Consider the following 21,101-nt stretch of genomic DNA (forward strand, 5'->3'; position numbering starts at 1 on the left):
ACTTTGTTTCCTGTCTAAAACAGCGGAATATTCAAGTGCAGATAGGATCACAGGTTTTTAAAGAATTCCAGCGATTCCACAGCAGATATCACTTTTTCCAGGTAGGTATCATCGACTATCGGCCACTTGAAGCCAAGACGGTAAAGCGCATTGATTGTAAAATAATTGTCGCTTTCTACCGGGACTATGTTGTCCTCCTTTTCTTCATAAGCCATCAGTGTCATTACCGACTCGCTGTAGGAATCATCCCCCAAAGCCTTCTGTACGATCTCTGCAAACTCCTTCTCAGTAACGATGTCAATTTTAAAACCATGCTTGTTCAAAGCGAAGATGATATCTCCTCTGGTCACCGTATGATTGTTGTTGACATTGAAAATGCTGAATTTACTGTTTACACCGGCAAGGGCCAACATCGCGGAGGCCGTTGCATCTATAGGTGAAAACTCAGCGGTGTCTGCAAGAGCAGTAACCGGGCACGCGCCAAGGCGGTTAAAAGCCGCAAGCGATCTCATAAAGGCATTTGTTAAGAGGTTGATCTGGAATTCACCGTCAGTGTATCTTCCCATAAGGTTTCCTGCTCTTAAAATGACGGCATCAAGCCCCCTCTCCACCCTGGCCTCAAGAATGGAGCGCTCCGCAAGGAATTTGGTACGGATGTAGTCATTGTCAACACGCTGCCCTAAATAGAGATCATTCTCGTACAGCCTGTTTTTCTGCCCGACCCTTGTGCTGCCACCGACTGACAGGGTAGATACCTGGACAAGCCTCATGTGATTCTTCAGACAAACCTCTATCAGGTTTTCAACTCCATGGAAATTAATCCTATCCAGTACATCGTCAGTTACAAAATGCTTTACATTGGCGGCACAGTTTATGATCACGTCAGCCTTTACCGAATCAATCGCCAGAAGAGATTTCGTGTCGGTAATATCTCCTTCCAGACAAAAGATCCGGTTACCAAACAGTTCTTCATAAGTGTTGCCGAAATAATACATTAGCAGGGATTTCAGATGGTTCTCCAACGTATCCCAGCTGACTTTTCGCATCAGGCAGGTAATCCTTCCTTCAGATTTCTCCAGAAACTGCTGCAGAATATGTATACCGAGGAATCCCGTGGCACCCGTAAGAACCACATCACCTAAAGGTTCTCTTGAAATATCATCGATACAACCCATTGCATTAGCAGCTATTAAACTGTTAATTCTGCTGTAGTCGTATCCTGATATCTCATCAGTCGTTTTCTTTGTGTCCACGCCCTCGATTACGGCTGCAAGCTTTCTCGGGGTCGGATGATTGAAGATATCATCGTATACGATATTATAACCTTTTCCCATTGCGTAGGTGAGCAAATTGGCAGCCAATATGGAGCTTCCACCTGACTCAAAGAAATCATCCTCAGCTCCGACTCTGCTGATGCCCAGTATCTTTGCAAACTCATCACAGAGTTCTCTTTCAAGAGGGGTTGCAGGTTCCGCATATTCCTTACTTTCATCCCGGATTTCAGGAACAGGTAGCATCTTTTTATTTACCTTCTGATTCTGTGTTAAAGGTATCGCATCAATCTGTACAAATTCCGAAGGAACCATATACTCCGGTTTTCTGTTCTTTATGAATTCCGCAAGATCGTCCTCATCTATCTTCTGGTCGGCCACATAATAGGCAGCTATGTATTTTCCGCCGGAAGGTTTATCAAAGGCCTGTACAGTGGCATCCTTTATCCCCTCGTACATCCGGATCACGCTTTCCACTTCACTCAGCTCAATCCTGAATCCGCGTATTTTCACCTGCCCGTCATTGCGCCCGATGAAATCTATCGAACCATCCGGGAGCCTGCGCACAATGTCTCCTGTGCAGTAAACACGGTCATAGCCCGGCGCATCACAGAAGGGATTGGATATAAACGCTTTTTCCGTCAGTTCAGGTTTATTGAAGTAACCTTTTCCTACCCCGTATCCCGCTATCCACAGTTCACCGGGAACGCCGACCGGAAGCTCGTATCCGTCCTTCCCGACCACATAGATCTTGTAATTGTCCAGAGGCTTCCCAATCGGTACACGGAAAGTATTTTCTTCCACAGGAAAGATCGAAGTAAATATGGTGCATTCGGTAGGGCCGTAACCGTTGTAGAATCTGTAACTTCCTTCCGGGGCAAAAGGAACAAGCTTTTCGCCGCCACCCATAAGGTACTTCACTTTTGTCCCCGTCATGGTTGTCGCGAACATCCTCGCCATCTGAGTTGTCAAAAAGGCGTGTGTCACCTGGTTCTTAGCAAAATAGGCATCCAGTTCGGGAAGATTCAGCCTCATATCCTCGGGGACGATACAGACGGAAGCTCCCGTTGTCAGCGCGGGATACATATCCATCATGCACGCATCAAATCCAAAGCTCGCATATGCGGAAACAGCAGAATCCTCGGTAAGCTCGAAATAGTCCCTGTACCACTGGCAGAAGTTCACCAGATTTCCATGTGTCAGCATCACACCCTTCGGGACGCCCGTGGTGCCGGAGGTATAAAGAAGAATGAATAAAGCATCCGGCCCTGGCTGGATCTCCACGGGTTTTCTGTCAGGAAGTCCCCCAATCTCGTTGATCAGCAGAACTTCACCTTTATAATCCGGGAGCCTGTCCTTTAACATCTCATCCTCTATCAGAGCTTTTGCTTTGGAGTCCTCTACCATGATTCTCAGTCGCTCTGTGGGATAAGCAGGATCCAGAGGCTGATACGCCGCTCCTGTCTTCAATACACCAAGCGCAGTAATGGCCATGTATTCACTTCTTGGAATAAGAATGGCGACTATATCTCCTACTCCTATACCCCTTTCCATGAGATGCGCTGCCACGCGGTCGGTCAATTCGTCAAGCTCCCGGTAACTAAGGGCCTTTTCCTTAAAAATCGCGGCTCGCCTGTGCGGATACCTGTTGGCTGCTCTCCTGAATAGGGTCACAATATCCGTAGTCTCCACAGCTTTTTCCGTGCTGTTAAAGGCATCCAGTTCTTGCTTTTCTTCCGGGGTGACAAGGGATATTTCGCTTATTTTTCTGTCCGCCAGAAGCTGCTCCAATATCCTTACAGTTAATCCAAGAAGCGCCCTTACGCTCCATTCCTCGTAATACCGTGAATCATACTCGCTGAAGATCTTAAAACCATCCTCTTTTTCCAGGACATTGATCGTCAGAGGTGCTTTCAGGGCATTCAAGTCAAGCATGATACTTTCAGCCTTCTTCCCTCCAATCATCGGTTCGGAACCGATTCTTCCCTGATAGACAAAGATGATACCGGCCTTCAGCTGAAAAGCTTTTGAAATCTCGGCAAAGGAGAAAATGTCATTTGACATACTATCTGACAGCTGCAGACTCATTCGTCTGGCAAATTCCATGCCGTTCTCATTTTTCTGCGCATGACAGACCACGGGAAGCGTATGGACAAACATACCAACACTGTCATTCAGGCGGGTATCGTTTCTTCCGTTATATACGGTAGTGTACACACAGTCTTCCCTGTATAAAAACCTGACAAGCGCAAGGCCGAAGGCAGCATTCCACAATCCGTTCAGCGTCACGCTTCCATCCTTTACGACGGCAGACAGCCTGTCCCAATCAAAGGGGGCAACGATGGTAAGCTGCCCTGTCTTAGTCTTTCCCAGATCCCTGTCATATATAGGCAGGCAGTCCGTATCGATTCCTTCCAGCAGCCCTTCATAATATTCCTTTGCATGATCATAATGAGAGCTGTGGCGAAGCTTATCCTCCACAAGGGCAGCTTCAAAGCCAGTGAATCTCTCTTTCGTAAGAATCTCCCCGGCATATGCACGGTTTAAGTCCCTCATAAAGATATGCATGGATTCACCATCTATCACAATATGATGTCCATCGAGGAAAAGATAATGATCCTCCCCGTCATGTATGATCATAGTCCGGAACAGACAGTCACCTGTCAGATTAAAGGGTCTTACCAGTCCTTCAAATCCATGCTCCACAGTTTCAAGATTCACCTCGGATACCTGCTGTTTATAATCATCTCTCCGCCATGCAGCGATACGGCCTTCATCACCTAAGGAAAGTCTCATCTTCAGGTATGGATGGGCATCCACAGTTTCAGAAATGGCCTGTTTTAACCTGAATATATCTACCTCCTCATCCAGTTTTAGTAAGACAGGCGTATTGTATATCGTCGTATTGAAGTTTGCCATGCACTCCACATAGATTCCCTGCTGAACAGTAGTAATGGGATAGCTTTGCTGCTGCTCAAAGCGCTCCTCTTCTGTGTCAGTGTTTAGATACTCCGCGATCTTTCTTATGGTTCCAAACTCATTTATATAGGAAATCTTAAAGTCTTTCTCAAATTTCGTTGCTATCATAGCGCTGAGTCGCATAGCCGCAAGGGAAGTCAGACCTTCTTTACGAAACTCTGCGGTAACCCCAATCTCTCTGCCTGCAAGAACCTCTTTCACCAGATCACTGACCTTCTGCTCTGTCTCATTTTCCGGAGGAACTATAAGTTCATCGGAAGTAACCGGGATTTTCTGCAGCGCCTTTCGATCTATTTTGCCATTTGGCGTCATCGGCATCTCATCCAGCTGCTTATATGCACCCGGAACCATATATTCGGCCAGGCTATCGACAAGGAAGCCGCGCAGAGCCTCCTGATCGATCTGTCCGTCACCGGTATAGTAGAGTACCAAATGGTCATCACATACCAGGGCAGCCACCTGAGCGATTCCTTTATAATGACTGGCTGCTGCTTCGATCTCACCCGGTTCGATGCGGAAACCACGCAGCTTCACCTGGGTATCGATTCGTCCGAGGAATTCCAGATCTCCCTCCTCGTTATACCTTACCAGATCACCGGTACGGTACATTTTCATTTCCACGCCATCAACAAATGTACATGGTACGAATTTTTCTTCAGTAAGCTCTTTTTTCTTCCAGTAGCCCTCTGCCACCTGAGGTCCGGCAAGGCACAGTTCTCCCTCCATTCCCTGCGGCATCAGCTTTCCGTATGCATCGCAGATGAAGGACCAGGTGTTGGGTACGGGCCGGCCAATGGGAATATCCGTATCCTTATTTTGATCCACCACATGAAGTGAGGAGCATACGGTAAATTCCGTCGGTCCATAACCGTTAATAAGTCTGATTCCCGTCTTTGCGCAGGGCAGCATCTTCTCCCCGCCCATCATTATGAACCGAAGCGCCAGGTCCGGATACTGGTTCACCATGGCCATGCCGATCTGGGTAGACATGGTAAGGCCACTTATATGATGCTCACGGATGTACTCCGCCATCCCTGTCATATCCTTACGCAGCTCATCGGAGAAAATATGCACCTCTCCTCCGGCAAAGAGCGGACAGATCAGATCATCCAGCGAGGCATCAAAGGAAAAGCTTGGATGCAGGGCATGGATGCTGTCTTGCCCGATATGAAGCACATGCTGCCTCCATGTGGCAAATGCGCAAAGTGAGCGGTGACTCTGCACCACGCCCTTGGGTCTTCCCGTAGATCCCGATGTATAGATCATGTACGCCCTGTGAGCAGGCGTGGCACGGTTTATCGATTCCACATCCTGATATTTTGCAATGATGTCTTCTAGCGATTCTTCTGTCAGGACAACCTTTGCTTCAGAATCCTCCAGCATATAGTCAATCCTGTCCTTTGGATATTCCGGATCCACAGGCACATAGGCTGCTCCGGCTTTCTGTATACCGATGATGGCCGGGACAAATTCCTTCACATGACCCATTTTCACGGCAACAAAACAGTTCTCCTCCACTCCCATTGCAATCAGGTACGAAGCGACAGCATCAGAAGCTTTATCCAGTTCTGAATAAGTATAGCTTCCACTATTGTCTATGACAGCTTTCTTATCCGGTTTTTCCATGACATGCAGATGGAAATGGTCAAGCCAGGTCTTCCCTGCATCATATGGTAGCGTCTCACCCTGGGAAAGCTTTATCACCTTCTCCTGTTCATCTCTGTCCAGATGTCGGAATGTATGGATCTCTTCCTCAGGATTTGCTGAAATCTCTTCCACATAGGTTTTGAATAAAGCAAGTACCCTTTCAATCTCCGTTTTCCTGTAAAGGTCTGTATCAAATTTTATGTGCAGAACCAGCTTTCCGTCTTCCAGGTATGCGAAAGGAGATATCTCGGAAAAGTTCTCTTCCCGGATGTATACGGGCTTTAGAAGATTATCCGAAACTGTTTCCTTTGCGCCACTATTGTAATTCTCAAAAGCAAAAACCGTCTGGAGCAGGTCATTTCCCAGATATGACTGCTTCTGTATTTCCGAAAGTGCGCAGTAATCATAAGCATTACTCTTTGCAGCCTGCTCCTGCAGCTCCTTCAGGGCAGCTGCAGCGGTGGTATCTTTATCGATTCTGATTCTGACAGGCACGGAATTGATAAAGAGTCCGACCACATCCTCCGTCTTTACCACGGTGTTGTCACGTCCCGAAACAACTCTGGCAAATACAACGTCATTCTGCCGGCTGCAGGTGCCAAGTACCATGCCCCAGGCCAGCTCCACGCCGGTATTGATGGTTGCCCCCGCCTCGCGGCAGGCCTGTTCAAAGCAGGACGTCACCTCCCGGCTTATGGCGATAAAAACATCATCCTCTTTGCTTCTCTTGTCCTCCGGCACTTTGCCGTAAGAAGGAACAGCCGCCCTGGTTTCATAACCGTCCAGAAGCTCTCTCCAGTAATCCAGACCGGCATACATATCCTTTTTCAGGATCTCGCGTACCGCGGCTTCGTACCTACCTGCTTCCTGTGTTTCGGCATCTGCGGCTGCTTCTCCCAAACAGCCTGTAGCCTTTGACACAGCCCCTGTCAGTCCGCTGCCCTCTAGTTCTTCCCTGAGATACCGTACAAAGGTACCCATATAAAGGCCTGTACACCAACCGTCAACTATACTGTGATGTACCGCTGTGATCAGATAGGAGCGACCTTCACTCGCTTTCACGCAGGACACGCTGAATAAAGGCTTTCTCTGGAGGTCAAAGCCATTCTGCAATATATCTTCCCTTATCTTCATGACAGCTTCTATTTCATCAGCTTCTTTTGAACCGGCTTCTCCTGCATAGGCGTCTGTGGAAAAATCAATCATTCGGAGTCCGAGTTTTCTGTCAACAATAGCCTGTCTGGGTATTGTAACCCCTTCGTGGATTATAGCTGTACGCAAAACTTCATGCTTCCTGCCAAGTCTGTCAAGAGCCCTTCTCAGCATCTCTTCCGTAGGGTTCCCATCCACTTCAAAAATATCCACGAGCCGGTACGCATGCGATTTCGGCTCGGACACATGCTTAAGCAGCATGCCCTCCTGCATGGGGAGCAGAGGATATATTCTCTCCAATGTTTCTCCACGGGAGGCAAAGTCCGCCATCACGGCTTCAAATTCATCTTCACTCCATTGTGTTTCACCAAGATCTGTTGCCGTCACCACCGTAGCGATATCAGAAGACAGGTATTTCGTGATTTCTTTGATCTGAGACAATATTCCCTCTGCGAACCTGTGTACCTCATCTTCTCCATACAATTCCTTATTGAAGTCCATAAACAGGTTAAAGCACCCGCCCTGAACATAGCAGTTTATGGCGATATCGGGGCCATATGTATTCAGCTGGCTGATATCATCTCCCACAGGAATATCCGTATCCGTAAAGAAACGTGCTCCGTCAGTTTCTTCCAGGCCCATATCTCCAAGATAGTTAAAGCCAATCTGGGCCGTAAGGTTCTTATCCAGTTCCTCCTTCTGATCCGTGGATGAACCGTTATTGCCAGACTTTCCGCTGTCTATGAAGCGCAGTACATTATAACCAAAGCCTTTGTTCGGAACTCTGTGAAGAGCTTCTTTGGCTGTTAAAAAGTCATGGCGAAGGTCTTTATTAAGGCCTTCCACTATAACCGGATATTCTGATGTGAACCAGCCTACCGTCCTGTCTGTAGAGAGTCTCTCACCAATTTCCTCTCTTCCATGTCCTTCAAGCTGCACGGAGATTCTGTTATTTCCCGTCACATCATGAAAACTCCTGCAGACAGCCGTGAGCAGGGCATCGTTGATATCTGTATTCAGCTTCCCAAAGTCCGCATGAAGGAAGCTGTAAGTGTTCTGTTCGTCTAAGGTCAAGGCTAACCGCTCAAAGCTCCGTTTATAATCCTTTCCGTCAGCCGTTCCAAGATCAGCGAGTTTCTTTTGCACGTCCTTCCAGTAAGGTATCTCCAGGCTCAGGATGTAGCTGTCACGGAAGCGCGAAAGGGCCTTTGCATAATCATTGTAGGTATTGGTTTTGTGAGGAAGGCGTATCTCCTCCCCCTGCAGTACCTGTCCGTAAGCAGTTTCCAGATCTGAAAGGATGATCCTCCAGGATACGCCATCGATCACGAGGTGATGGATCGCAATATACAGATAATCGTGAGAAATTCCGTGGATAAGGGCTATCCTCATAAGGGCCTTGTCCATGTTAATCTTTGTCTGTATCGTTTTGCAGATTTCAGTCACAGCCTCCGTATTTTCCGCGGCACTCTTGCTGTTATCAGACTGAACAGTATATTCTTCTACCTCTATCGTCGTATCCGCGCTACGGACGAAAAGTGTCTCATCCTTAAACACAGCCCTCAGCATGTCATGCTGGTAAACCAGTGCGTCCCACGCCTTCTGAAGATTATCTCTCCCTGCGCGATTGGACATCTCAAGGAGCCTTGTCTGGTTGTAATGACCGGGACAGGGCAGCTTCATATCTTTGAAAAAGGCCACAATGGCACTGTCAGGAACGGCTCCTTCAAAAGGTTCCTGGCTGACCTCGGCGGTACCGGCGCTTTCAGCGCAGCAGGCAATCCCTCTGACCGTTTTCTGCTTCATGATATCCGCCACAGAAACCCGGCACCCCTTTTCACGAAGGAGACTTACCAGGCGTATCGCCCTGATGGAATCTCCTCCCAGATCAAAGAAACTGTCTAATGCCCCGGGAGCCTCATCCATTCCAAGCACCTGCTTCATTGCCTCAACAATTGAGCACTCCGTTTCTCCCTGAGGTTCTACATAATCACCCGTCCGCAAAACCGATGGTTCGGGAAGGGCTTTTCTGTCTATCTTACCGTTTAGTGTCAGTGGCATCTCATCAAGCTGCATGAAAACAGAAGGCAGCATGTAATCCGCGAGACTGCCCGCAAGGTAATCCCTCAAGGCATCCTCATCCACACCCTGTCTGCCGGCACTCTCTTTACAGGAATAATAAAGTATCAACTGGTCCTTCTTCACCTCCGCCGCCGCAAGCGCAATTCCTTCGTATCCGGCCGCGGTGCTTTCGATCTCTCCGAGCTCGATTCTGAAGCCCCTGAGTTTCACCTGGGTATCAATGCGTCCCAGGTATTCCAGGTCGCCTTCCTCGTTGTATCTGGCCAGGTCTCCCGTGTGATAGATCCTGACTTTTTCTCCCCCAAAGTCCGCCAGGGTAAACTTCTCCTCCGTAAGTTCTGGCTGATTCCGGTATCCAAGAGCCATCTGGGGGCCGGCAAGGCACAGCTCACCCGTAAATCCCCTCGGAAGCAACCCTCCGTTTGGATCCATAATATATGCAAAACAGTTATGGACAGGACGTCCAATGGGTATCGTCCTGTAATCCCTTGTCTTATCTATTTCATAATAAGTGGCATCTACAGTAAACTCCGTAGGACCATAAGCATTGTAAACCGGTCCTCTCGCCTTCGGCACAGTGGTCATCGCCTCTCCGCCAACACAGAAGTAATCCATATCGAGAGGCTCATCTGCTGCCAGCAGCTGGCCGAACTGAGTGGAACAGGAACCTCCATTCACACTGTATTTCTTCATGAATCCCCGCATTTCCACAGGATCCCGCCTTGCGCTCTCCGGTACGATGCATACTGTTCCTCCCACACTCAGCGGAGGGAAAAGGTCCTCCACCGCCGCATCGAAGGCAAAATTCGAGTGAAGGGCGATGCGACTCTTTTCACTAAGCCCCCACCTGTTACGGATAAACTGCACAAAATTATGGAGGGCCTTATGCTGTATCATGACGCCCTTGGGTTTCCCGGTAGATCCGGAGGTATAGATCATATAGGCCAGATGCTCCGGGCTTATGTCCACCCTGTATATCAGCACCTGCCCATCTTCTGCAGCCGCAGCAATCTTATCCGGTTCAGCGGATAGTATGTCCGCAACTGTATCTTCTGTGAGTAAAAGCTTTGCCCCGGAATCTGAAAGCATATAGTTTACCCTCTCCTGAGGATAATCCAGATCTATGGGCAGATAGGCTGCCCCTGCTTTGTGGATGCCTATCACCGCTGCGGCAAACTCCTTCACACGGTCCATCCTTACGGCTACGCAGCTGTTTTCCTCTACTCCATTTTCATGCAGAAAAGCCGCAATCCGGTCTGATGCACTATTCAGTTCATCGTAGGTATAGCTTCCTTTACTGTCCGATACCGCCGTCTTTTCCGGTACTTTATTGACACTTGCAAAGAAGAGATCAAGCCAGGTCTGCCCGGCATCATAGTGCAGTTCCTCTCCCTTTGAAAGCGTAAGAATCTCTTTGCGCTCCTCATCGGAAATAAGACTGATATCCGAAAGCTTATTCTTTACCATCATGTCCTTCAGCACCTGATTCATGCATCCGGCAAACCGCGCTATATATTCTTCACTGTATCGGTCCGCATGATACTGTACCTGAAAGACAAGCTTATCCTCTTCCGGGAAAAGCTGTGCGGAAAGCGCATCTCCCGTTGCGATGAAGGGCAGCGTCTCACGCTTTAGCTTTAAAGTGCTCCCCTTTGGAAGAGAAAGCATATCCGCCTGCCAGACAAACTGTACATCGCTAGTGATGCCTGTATCCGCAGAGAGTTCCGCGAAGGAATAAAGGTCGTTGGCCATGGAGCCAAGAAGCTGCTCTTTAAGAGCAGAGATGTACTCCGCAACAGTCATATCCACGGCCCTGTGGCAAAGCACAGGCAGGGTCGTAACAAACATCGATACTGTCCTGTGGCAGCGAGGATCACGTCGGCCGTTATAGACTGTAGTAAACAGAACATCCTTCTTAAGAGTGTATGCTGACAGGAGATAACCGAAAGCTGCCGTAGTGAGCACATTTTCAGTCGTCATCTGCTTCTCACAGAAAGCCTTCAGTTCTCCATAGGAAATATCCAATGTAAATGACTGATCCCCATATGTCATCCCGCTTCCCGTCCGATCGCCCTCCGGAATCGATGTGGGATCAGCATCACCAAACTGCTTTAAGTTCCACTCCTTTGCATTATTCCATGCTTCCATGTTCTGTCTTGCGCCCTGTTCGGCCATGGCAGCATCATAGGCAGTCCAGCTCTCCGGAGAGATGTTTTCCCCGTTCAGAGCTTTTTCCAGATCTGCTGCCAGAATCTGCATGGAGGTTCCGTCAAAGACAAGGTGATGAAAATCCATAAAGAGATACTGTACCTCTTTTGTCCCGATCAGCCTGATGCGGAACAGGCGCTCGTTCTTTATATCAAAGGGCTGCACCAGAGATTTCTTTATCTTCTCGAATTCCTCTCCGGTCATCTGTTCACGGATGCATATCTCCTGCTCCGCGAAAGCGCTCTGATACTGCATGGCTGGCATGCCATGCTCATCTGATACGATCCCGGCAAAGAGCCCCGGATGAGCCCGCACCATCTTTTCGACCGCAGCTTTCATAAGCTCCGGATCCGTATCACATGGCAGGCTGAAAAGCAATGGATTATTATAGACAGCTTCCCCTTCCCTCCTTTCGCATTCAAGGAAAATTCCGAGCTGGGACTGGGTCAGTGGACAAGGACGTGCCAGATTCTTGCTATCCCCTTCCGCCTCTTTTTCCAAAGACAGCTCCTCCAGATAGTATTTCACTGTTTTCTTCGGAGTTCTCCCACGGAAAATCTGATTGATGCTAAGCCCGGGAAGGCCGCATGTGCCCACGACCTCAATGGAATTAATGGAATTACCTCCCAAAGCATAGAAATCATCCTCGGCTCCAAAGCGCTCTATTCCAAGCGCGCGAGCCATGGCATCACACATGGCACGCTCCATGTCATTTGCCGGTGCGACATACTCTGCCGATTCAGCTACAGGCTTAGGTAGAAGACGACGGCTGACCTTTCCGGTTGCCGTACGAGGCAGATCATCCAGGTGTACAAAGCGCGACGGTATCATGTAGTAGGGCAGGACACTTTCAAGCTTCTCCCTGAGTTCTTCAGTATTGAGTTCCACCGGATCCGCATAATAGCAGCAGATAAAGGTATCCGAGCCTTCTCCGAAGCCTGCTGCTACCACCCGCTCCAAACCTGACACACGCTTTACCGCTGCCTCGACCTCCGCCGGTTCCACACGGTTGCCGTTTATCTTAATCATGTCATCTATGCGTCCGATGATCTCATACTGGCCATCCGGCAGCATACGGGCTAAATCCCTGGTATGGAATTCTCCATTCACGAAAGCCTTGGCAGTTTCCTCCTGTCGGTTTATGTATCCGCGGACAAACGGATTCTCGACACAGAGCTCTCCCGCTTTACCTTCCGGCACCGGCTTTCCTTCCTCATCCCGCAGCGTAATCTTCAGGTTTGTCAAAGGTTTTCCTACCGGTGCGATCTCGTTAGGCTTGTCCAGATGTCCCATAGTGATACAAAACGCGGTCTCACTCATAGCATAAGCGTTTATTATGCTTAATCCGGGATCATCGGACCAAATACCATTTGCCGGTTCAGATCCCACAAAAATCCTTTTGACTTTTGGTATTTTTCGCATGAGATGTAAGATAGACGGGGCACAAAAAAGAGCATTAACCCTATTTTCCACGAAAACCTTTAATAAAGCCGGCGGATTCTTGGTAATGCTGAAGGGAACGACACTGAGTCTGCCGCCAACATCTATTAAGCATATATAGCAAATGACCACAGCAACGAAATAAAGAGGTGCTATCAGCGCAAAGTTTTCAACAATTTTCATCAGACTCTCGCCGTTTTCATACATGCTCTGTGCAATCATGTCAAGGTTCCCGTACTCATGAAGTACGCCTTTTGGATTGCCTGTTGTTCCGGAGGTATAAACCGCAAAGGCGGCATCATGATCATCCACATCGGCAAAGCCCGGAAGGTATTCACACTGAAGGATTTCCTCCCAGACTCTGCTATCAAGTACCAGTTTGCACCCGCAGTCCTTACGGATAAACGCTATACGCTCCGCCGGGTAATCCTGCTCCAGCAGAACAAAAGCGGCCCCTGCCTTCCATACTCCAAGCATGGCAATAAAAGGCTCCACACTTCTGGGAAGTATGATATTCACGAAATCTTCCCGTCCAATTCCATGATCCTTCAGATAACGGTAAACCTTTCCTGAGAGCAGATCCAATTCACGGTAGGTGATATTCTTTCCATCTCCCATTGATGAAAGAATTATCTTCTCAGGAGTGTTCAAGACATGACTTTGAATATTTTTGAAAAGCTCGATCATTTACTTTTCCTCCTTGAAAGCACCTTTCAGATGCCAGACTCATCGGAAGTCGTAGAAGCGCTATTTTGCGTCTCCTTCCATTTCATAATTACCATATTCTGCCCGAATGAATAGCTGTAGGAAGCATCATTCATAAACTCTTTCATGATCTTTAAGCCCGCCTTTGCGTCCTCATTGGCCACATGGACCGGATCAAAGGGTATACCGTCATCTTTAACAAAGAGGGTAATCCCATCACGGTCACTAATCAGGCTGATATCCATATATGCGTTCTCCGGTCTTCCGCTATGCTCAACATAATTGAGCAATAGTTCTTCTATGCAGTGGGAAATGTCCATTTCCTTTTCATGTGCGGTCTTACCGGAAAGGAAATCACCTACCTTATTCACCGCTTCCCCGACATGCTTCCTGTCACAGGGTACTGAAACATCAAATCTCATGGTGTCATCAAGGGGCTTCGGTATCAGATGAATCCGCCCTACATTTCCTCCTGCCCTAATCCTCGCGGGTATGGAGCAAATCAATACAAATGCGATGGAAATGCCGCTTCCTGTTGGAAATGCCACCCAGATATTACCGATCAGGTATTTTGCCAGAAGAAAACCAATGCCAAGACTAAAAAGCAGAGATAGCGCAGACAGTGTGGAAATAACAGAGTGATCATTTATCTGGTACATGATCATCAGGGGAAGTACCACGCTCAGAGAAAAATTAAGGCAGGCGATAAGCGGAAGTCCCTGACGGGTCAGGCTTATCACTGAGGGATCCGTAGCCCCAAAAAGAGCCGCAAGAGCGCCTGAAACGAATAAAACGACAAGGACGCTAAGCGTCGCAAATCCACAGGAAATTACAAGGCCTCTTTTCAGCAGCCGTCTGAGGCCATCGTAATCACTTTGAGCTGCAAGCATGCCTCCTATTCCCAGAAAAGCTCCCTGTACTCCTCCTGATATCATCTGTCCGAATGATATCATGGCATTGCCAATGGACATGACAAAAACTCCAGCTGCCCCATGAACAGACTGAATAAAATAATTACAAATAAATATCATCAATGTAAGGGCAGTACTTCCGAAAAAGGTTGGAATCCCCATCATCACATTTCTTCCCATCATGCCGGCAAAGCCCGTAAAATACGCTCTTATTCCAAGAGCCTTTCTCTCCCGGAAAAGAAAAACAAACAGCACTGCCACTCCGATCAGAGAACCTGTCAGGGTCGCGAAAGCCGCTCCGGAAATATCCAGTGATAAAACCTTTACGTACAATATGTCGCAGATTAAATTTACGATTACGGTGGAAATAGTGGCAAAAGAAACAAGCCTTGGATAACCTATGGTCTCAATGAGTATTGACATGCCGTTAAACAGAAACAGCAAAAAAGAACCTGCCATAATGACAAACAGATATTTATAAGTATTGTCGTATAATGTCATGTCCTGGCAGAGCAGGGAACTGATCCCAGGCGATAGTACTCCGGAAAGAAGGGATATTATAAGACCGAAAGCCAGGCAGGAGGAAATAGAAACGGTCATGGAGCTAGCCGCCTCATCGAAATCCCGGCTGCCCAGCGCTTTCGCCGTTATGATCGCTGCCCCGGCAGAAAGTAGAAACGTTATGGCGGAAATAAGTCCCAAAACCGGCACTACATTCTGTATCGCAGCAACAGCCTGCGGGCCGATCAGTTGTCCCATAAGGATACTGTCAACCACACCATTAATACTCATGACAGCCATTGTGGCTATAGATGCGGTAAGAAATTTTCTCAGACTTCTGTTGATCAGGTAACTGTTCCGACTCTCCATATCTTCACACCTGCCTTTACTAATCTTGACACTACCTTCACCCAATACAAAACACTACATTATTCCCCAGTTCTTTATTATCATCCCGCGAATATTTCTCATCCCTGACAATCTTTTTAAGTATCGAAACCGAAATTTCATCTCCATCCTCAAAAAGATCATACTGCTCTCCGCCATACCAAAGGACAAATGCAGCATTCTCTTTTTCCTCTGAATATTCGATAGAAAGATGCACCATGGGCTTATCCATGGTGTTTACAATGCACTGGTGCACAGCCTCTTCGAATGCAAGATGTATCTGCTTTGCCAGTTTATAGGGCACCTGATTCTTCACACAATAATCCTCTATAAGGCTCTGGGTTCCGAGATAGTCGTAGGTCTTACTATCAATGTCAATCTCAATTACCTTAAGACGCTTTACGAATCGTCTGGTCTTCTCCTTTTTAGGATTATCAAAAATTTCCTCGGGAGTGCCTTCCTCGTAGATTCCGCCCTCATCCATAAAGAATATTCTGTTGCTTATGGCTCTTGCAAAGGACATTTCATGAGTCACGATCATCATCGTTTTTCCCGAAGAAGCAAGGTCTCTTATAACAGCCTGAACCTCGCCGACCATGGTTGGGTCAAGTGCGCTCGTGGGCTCATCAAGGAGAATCACGTCAGGGTTCATTGCAAGGGTTCTGGCTATTGCTACTCTCTGCTTTTGCCCGCCGGAGAGTTCATCGGGCCAGGATAGCGCTTTGTCATAGAGGCCGACTGTTCTTAGTAGTCGCATCGCCTCATCATATGCCTCCTGCGCTCCTTTTCCCAGGATGTCCATCGCAGGAGCCATGATGTTCTCCACCACAGTCATATGTCCGAACAGGTTAAAGGACTGGAATACCATTCCCATTTTTTTATGGACTTCCTGAAGGTTACAGCCGGGATCTGTTATCTCTGTATCATCGAGAAAAATCCTGCCGGATGTGGGCTTTTCTAATAGATTGATACAACGGATCAGTGTGCTCTTACCGGTTCCCGAAGGTCCTATTACAGAAATAACATCTCCGTTATTTATCGTCACATTAACATTTTCAAGCGGTATCGCATTGGGGTATTCTTTTTTCAGATTCTCAATCCTTATCATTTAGTCGTACCCCCTTAAGTATTCTCGGAGATTTCCGTTTCCTGTAATCTATCCTTAAATCTATCCTGCTGATGATAAACCCTAATAGTCCCTCCAGCATAAAATATATGACAGCTATTGCAATAAGCGGGAAAAATGCATCATATGTGCGGCTCCTTACAATATCTCCAATCTTGGTCAGATCCTGCACCGCAATATACCCGACTATAGCAGTTGCTTTTATGAGACTGACAATCTCGTTTTTATATGGATTCATCACGTGTGGCAGAGCCTGAGGCAGGATTATCCTGAAAAAGATGCGCCAGTCAGGATAGCCAAGAGAATATGCAGCTTCATACTGGCCCTTATCAACAGCTCCTACGCCAAGTCTAAGCAGTCCGATAACAGATGAAGCAAATGTCAGAGTAAATCCTATGATAGAAACAACTATTCCGTCCACGGATACTTTTCCAAAAATTATATAGTAGAGTATCATCAGCAGAACAACCATGGGCATACCCTGAACAAGCCACATGACAGCCCCGGTGATAAAATTTGCTATCCTATTATCATTTCTGCAGAGCATGAAAACCAAAAATCCCAGCGCTGTCCCAAAAATTACCGACATCACTGTGATGATCAGTGTTGTCACCACACCTCTTACGAAAAGCTTCCATCTGCCTTCCCTTATGAAAGTTTTCTCGAAGCTCACTTTTACATCATTCCAGAAAGATGTGGCACCGTCTTCTGTATTAACTCTCCTTACTATCAGCACAAATGCTGCAGGATAGTATTCGACAAAGTTTACCGCTTCTCTTCTCTCGTCGGTGACTATGATTGATCCTATTCCCATCAGAGCCTTACCTGACTGGACATAAGACAGAATTGCAGCAAACTCCATAGGTACAAACTCGACTTTGACGTCCATCTCCTTAGCCATAAGAAGAACTATATCAGCATCGAATCCCATGACATTTCCACCATTTCCCAAATAGCTCATAGGCTCTAAGCTGTCACAGGCCGCCACCTTAATAGTGCCACCCTCTCCCGGCCAGTCCTGCGGGATGGGCTCTTTTTTATCATCATCAGATCCGGTCCATTTTTCCCATAATTCATCAATAGTTTCCTTCGGGATGGCATCATAGGCCTGCTGCCAAGTGTCATAACTTTCGTCATCCTTGCAAAACGCAATACCAAAGGTACTTTCTTTCAGAGCCTCCGGAAAATGCGCCAGTTCCGCATCACGATTCACCGCAAGCGTTGCAATTGCATTATTCTGCAGTATTGCATCAGTTTTCCCCTGCTTTAGAGCAAGCAGCATATCCGGCGTATTATTAAAAAAAGTAAACTCTGCAACATCCGGTGAGTGACTAAGTACGAGTTCCTCAAAGGGAGCACCCGTGAGCATCGAAACTGTTTTTCCGCTAAGATCCGAAAATGTCTTAAACTCCGGACCCTCGCCCGAGCTTTTTACTGCGATTCCAATTTCTTCCGTGTATAGCGCTTTAGAAAAAGCAAGTGCCTCGGCACGCTCAGGGGTAACATCAAGATTGGCCATTATGCAGTCAACATCTCCCGAAGCTGCCGCATTGATAATTGAATTGTAATCATATACTTTAAATTCCACATCAGCACCGATATACCGGGCAAAACGCCTGGCGAGCTCAATATCATAACCATATAGCTCATCTCCCTGGTAGTAGCTATACGGCATAACTATACCGCTGGTACCGACAATCAGCTTAGTCTCAGGATTTTGCGCCTCGGGAATATCCGGCATATCAAAATCATTTTCCACTACCCACCTGTTGAACATTTCATCAAGTGTGCCATCCTCGTGGCAAATATCAATAAACTCATTAAGCTTATTCTCTAAATCTTCAATCTTGCTAACAGGTGATATTCCTACTGCGATCTTAGTCTTTTCATCCATGTTCTGACTAAGCAGTTCTAAGTTTTTTTCACTGGTCTCCAAAGCCAGCCTCATTTGGCGACGGTCATAGATATAGGCGTCCAGTTTCCCCTGTTCCACCGCCTGAAGCCCTTCATTAAGCTCAAAATATAAGATTTCTGCCTCAGGTAGCTCTTTTTCCACAATAAGAACCGCTGCTGAGCCAACGCCTACACCTACCTTTTTCCCGGGTTTATTTAGCTGCTCTTTTGATGTAATCGCCTCTTTATCCTCCGCGTTTACAATCCTGCCGGGAATGCATAGCGTCAGAAGCAATATCATGAAAGCTATAAAAAATCTCTTCATTGAATATGCGCTTTCCTTTCCTAACCAGTATTACTGTCACAAGAAATTAGAAATCCGGAGAAATCTCTTATTTAATAAAAAAAGACACACATTGTTTTTTTCCCAAATCCAATGTGTGTCTATGAATTCATAGCCGTCTATTAAAGCTTGAAGTTCTTTACAATACCATCAAGTACTACAGCTATATCCTCTTGCTTGTTAGACATATCGCTTACATTCTCCACAACATCGGCAGCTGTATTAATGGAATCTGTGATGTCTGAGCTGTGTGAAGCGGTCTCCTGCGTAGATTCCGCAATATTCTGTATAGCGTGATTTACTTCAGCCATAGCAGCTCTGATATTCTCAACCATCTGTGCTATCTGGTTGGACTGCGTGCCGAACTGCTGTGCATCATCTCCATACTGACGTGCTACATGAACAAAATTCTCATAGTCAGGTGCTGCAGTATTATTTACAAAATCAAGAAGCTCCTGAGAACTGTCTGTAAGAGTCTTAAACGCATTCTGAACCCCATCAATCGTTGTCTGGATCTGTGAAACTGCCTCTGCTGTGTCACTTGCCAGCTTATTGATCTCAGAAGCAACTACCGCGAAGCCCTTACCATGCTCTCCGGCTCTCGCTGCCTCAATGGAAGCGTTGAGTGAAAGGAGGTTGATCTGGTCTGCTATCTCAGCAATTGACTGAGCCATGTTACTGATTTCCTCAACAACCTTGGCTTTTTCAGATGCTTCATTAAGCTCTCTGCTTCTCTCCTGGGCAATATTTATAGCGTTATCATATGCCTTCTGGCTGCTCTGCTCGATTTCCTGCGCACGTACCATGATATCCTTGGTGGCTGCAAGACTTTCCTCACTTACATCAGCAAGACTCTGTACAGAAGTGTTAACCTCTTCAACAGATGCACTAACCTGCTCTGTAGCGGCACCTGATGACATCATGGCATCATTAACCCCCGACATATTACTCTGAATCTTTTCGAACTGGTTTGTCAGTTCACTCGCCATCGATGAGAGTGATGAGCTTGCTGAACTAATCTGCTCTGATTCATCAGAAATCTGACTGATAACGCTTCTGTTTGATTCAAACATGTTGTTTAGTGAATCACTCATCTGACCGAGCTCATCGCGTGATCTTGTATGAAGCCTCTCTACAGTAAAATCGCCATCTGCAAGAGATCCTGCAAACTTCTTAACATTGGCAAGACTCCTGGCAATAGCTCTGACCAGAAGAAAAATAACCACGCAGCATACCAGCAAGGAAACACAAAGAATACAAATCATCATGTTTCCCATTGCATTTACTTTTTCTTCCAGTTCATCCTGATTCATTCGAATCATAAGCTTCCAATTAACATCAGGAACAGTTCCCCAGTTTACGATGACATACTTCCCGTTCTCTTCAAAGCGGCTCATTCCTGTATCATTTGCAAGTGCCTGCGTTGCCGCAGATGCAAGTGATGCATTTTCATCATCAGTAATCTTCATGCCGTCTTCTACCTTAGAAGAATCTGATGTGTAAAGATATGTACCATCTGCTGTTACCAGGATTGCACTACCGGTCTTACCAACCTTAATCGCCCCGGCAATACCTGAAATAGTATCAAGCACCATATCGACTGTTACGCAGCCAATAAACTCTCCGTCATTGTTATAAATAGGTGACGAACATGTGGCCATAACAGTTCCCGATGTAGGATCATAATATGGATCTGTTATCTTAGCAGTTCCCTTGCTCATCTTCTTGGCATTCAGATAATACTCCTGGTTGAGGTAATCATATTCCTCATTACTGTAATCCCAGGTTTCAACGATGCTGGCGCCATCTTTATACCAGTACGGTCCCTGATACATCTCATCGCCATGATAAGCATAGGCTTCAAACCATATACCTGCACCGGAAATGATATCATTATCTTTCTGGATATTGGAAAAAATATCCTTATAAGTTTCCATTGCAGTACTTCTGTAGGTACCGCCTACTGTTTCAGCAAGCCCAACTGCTGTTGACCTTATCTCCGTCAGGTAGCAATCAACACTGTTAATATTGCTGGCGGTGATAGCCTCATTTCTTTCAGTCGTCTGGTTCTGCACAAGCTGACGACATGTCGTGATACTAATATAGTTCATCAGCACCATTGCAATAGCGACGATAGGGATGATTCCTATGATCATCTTCGCCATAATAGACATTCTTTTCCACATAAATTTGCCCTCTCATAAATACTGTATAATCAAAATTATATGAATCACATCTATAAAAATTCTATCATAAACGTCATAACTAATTATCAAATATTCGATTATTTTTTATTAAATTTCTGAAAACAAAACTAATGAAAAATGGCTTCAATTTTATGCTTTTTTTATAATTAAAACTTTCAGCGTTTACTTTCTTACTTTAACGTGTTATAGTGGAACTCGTAGGATTTTTGGCGGTGCCAATCCTTAATATAGTAATTCGGAGGTAATTTA

The 21,101-nt window shown here is 46.6% G+C and carries 4 protein-coding genes and 1 pseudogene; all 5 read right to left on the minus strand.

All coding sequences use genetic code 11. The features are described 5' to 3' along the window. Positions 1-47: 47 nt before the first annotated feature. Entirely contained in the window at positions 48-13,466 is a 13,419-nt protein-coding gene (locus G586_RS0111230; protein ID WP_026527833.1) for a non-ribosomal peptide synthetase, read from the minus strand. Between the two features lie 26 nt (positions 13,467-13,492). Continuing rightward, the gene (locus tag G586_RS0111235; RefSeq protein WP_026527834.1) at positions 13,493-15,265 is read right to left on the minus strand and encodes an MATE family efflux transporter; all 1,773 of its coding nucleotides are present in this window, start codon (positions 15,263-15,265) and stop codon (positions 13,493-13,495) included. A 409-nt stretch (positions 15,266-15,674) separates the two neighbouring features. Continuing rightward, positions 15,675-16,391, minus strand: a pseudogene (locus G586_RS0111240) (amino acid ABC transporter ATP-binding protein); the annotation flags it as partial. Next, the gene (locus G586_RS0111245) at positions 16,378-18,627 is read right to left on the minus strand and encodes a transporter substrate-binding domain-containing protein (protein ID WP_026527836.1); all 2,250 of its coding nucleotides are present in this window, start codon (positions 18,625-18,627) and stop codon (positions 16,378-16,380) included. The pseudogene G586_RS0111240 and the gene G586_RS0111245, both read right to left, overlap by 14 nt. A 140-nt stretch (positions 18,628-18,767) precedes the next feature. Beyond that, positions 18,768-20,831 carry a methyl-accepting chemotaxis protein gene (locus G586_RS0111250; RefSeq protein WP_026527837.1) on the minus strand — a complete coding sequence of 688 codons (2,064 nt, stop codon included), beginning with the start codon at positions 20,829-20,831 and terminating at the stop codon, positions 18,768-18,770. Positions 20,832-21,101: the final 270 nt, after the last annotated feature.

The sequence above is a fragment of the Butyrivibrio sp. VCD2006 genome, from assembly GCF_000423925.1.
Classification (GTDB): domain Bacteria; phylum Bacillota; class Clostridia; order Lachnospirales; family Lachnospiraceae; genus Butyrivibrio.

Coding starts and splice junctions, on each gene's coding strand:
- G586_RS0111230 (WP_026527833.1), bottom strand. CDS start 13,466: ATGATCGAGCTTTTCAAAAATATTCAAAGTCATGTCTTGAACACTCCT.
- G586_RS0111235 (WP_026527834.1), bottom strand. CDS start 15,265: ATGGAGAGTCGGAACAGTTACCTGATCAACAGAAGTCTGAGAAAATTT.
- G586_RS0111245 (WP_026527836.1), bottom strand. CDS start 18,627: ATGAAGAGATTTTTTATAGCTTTCATGATATTGCTTCTGACGCTATGC.
- G586_RS0111250 (WP_026527837.1), bottom strand. CDS start 20,831: ATGTGGAAAAGAATGTCTATTATGGCGAAGATGATCATAGGAATCATC.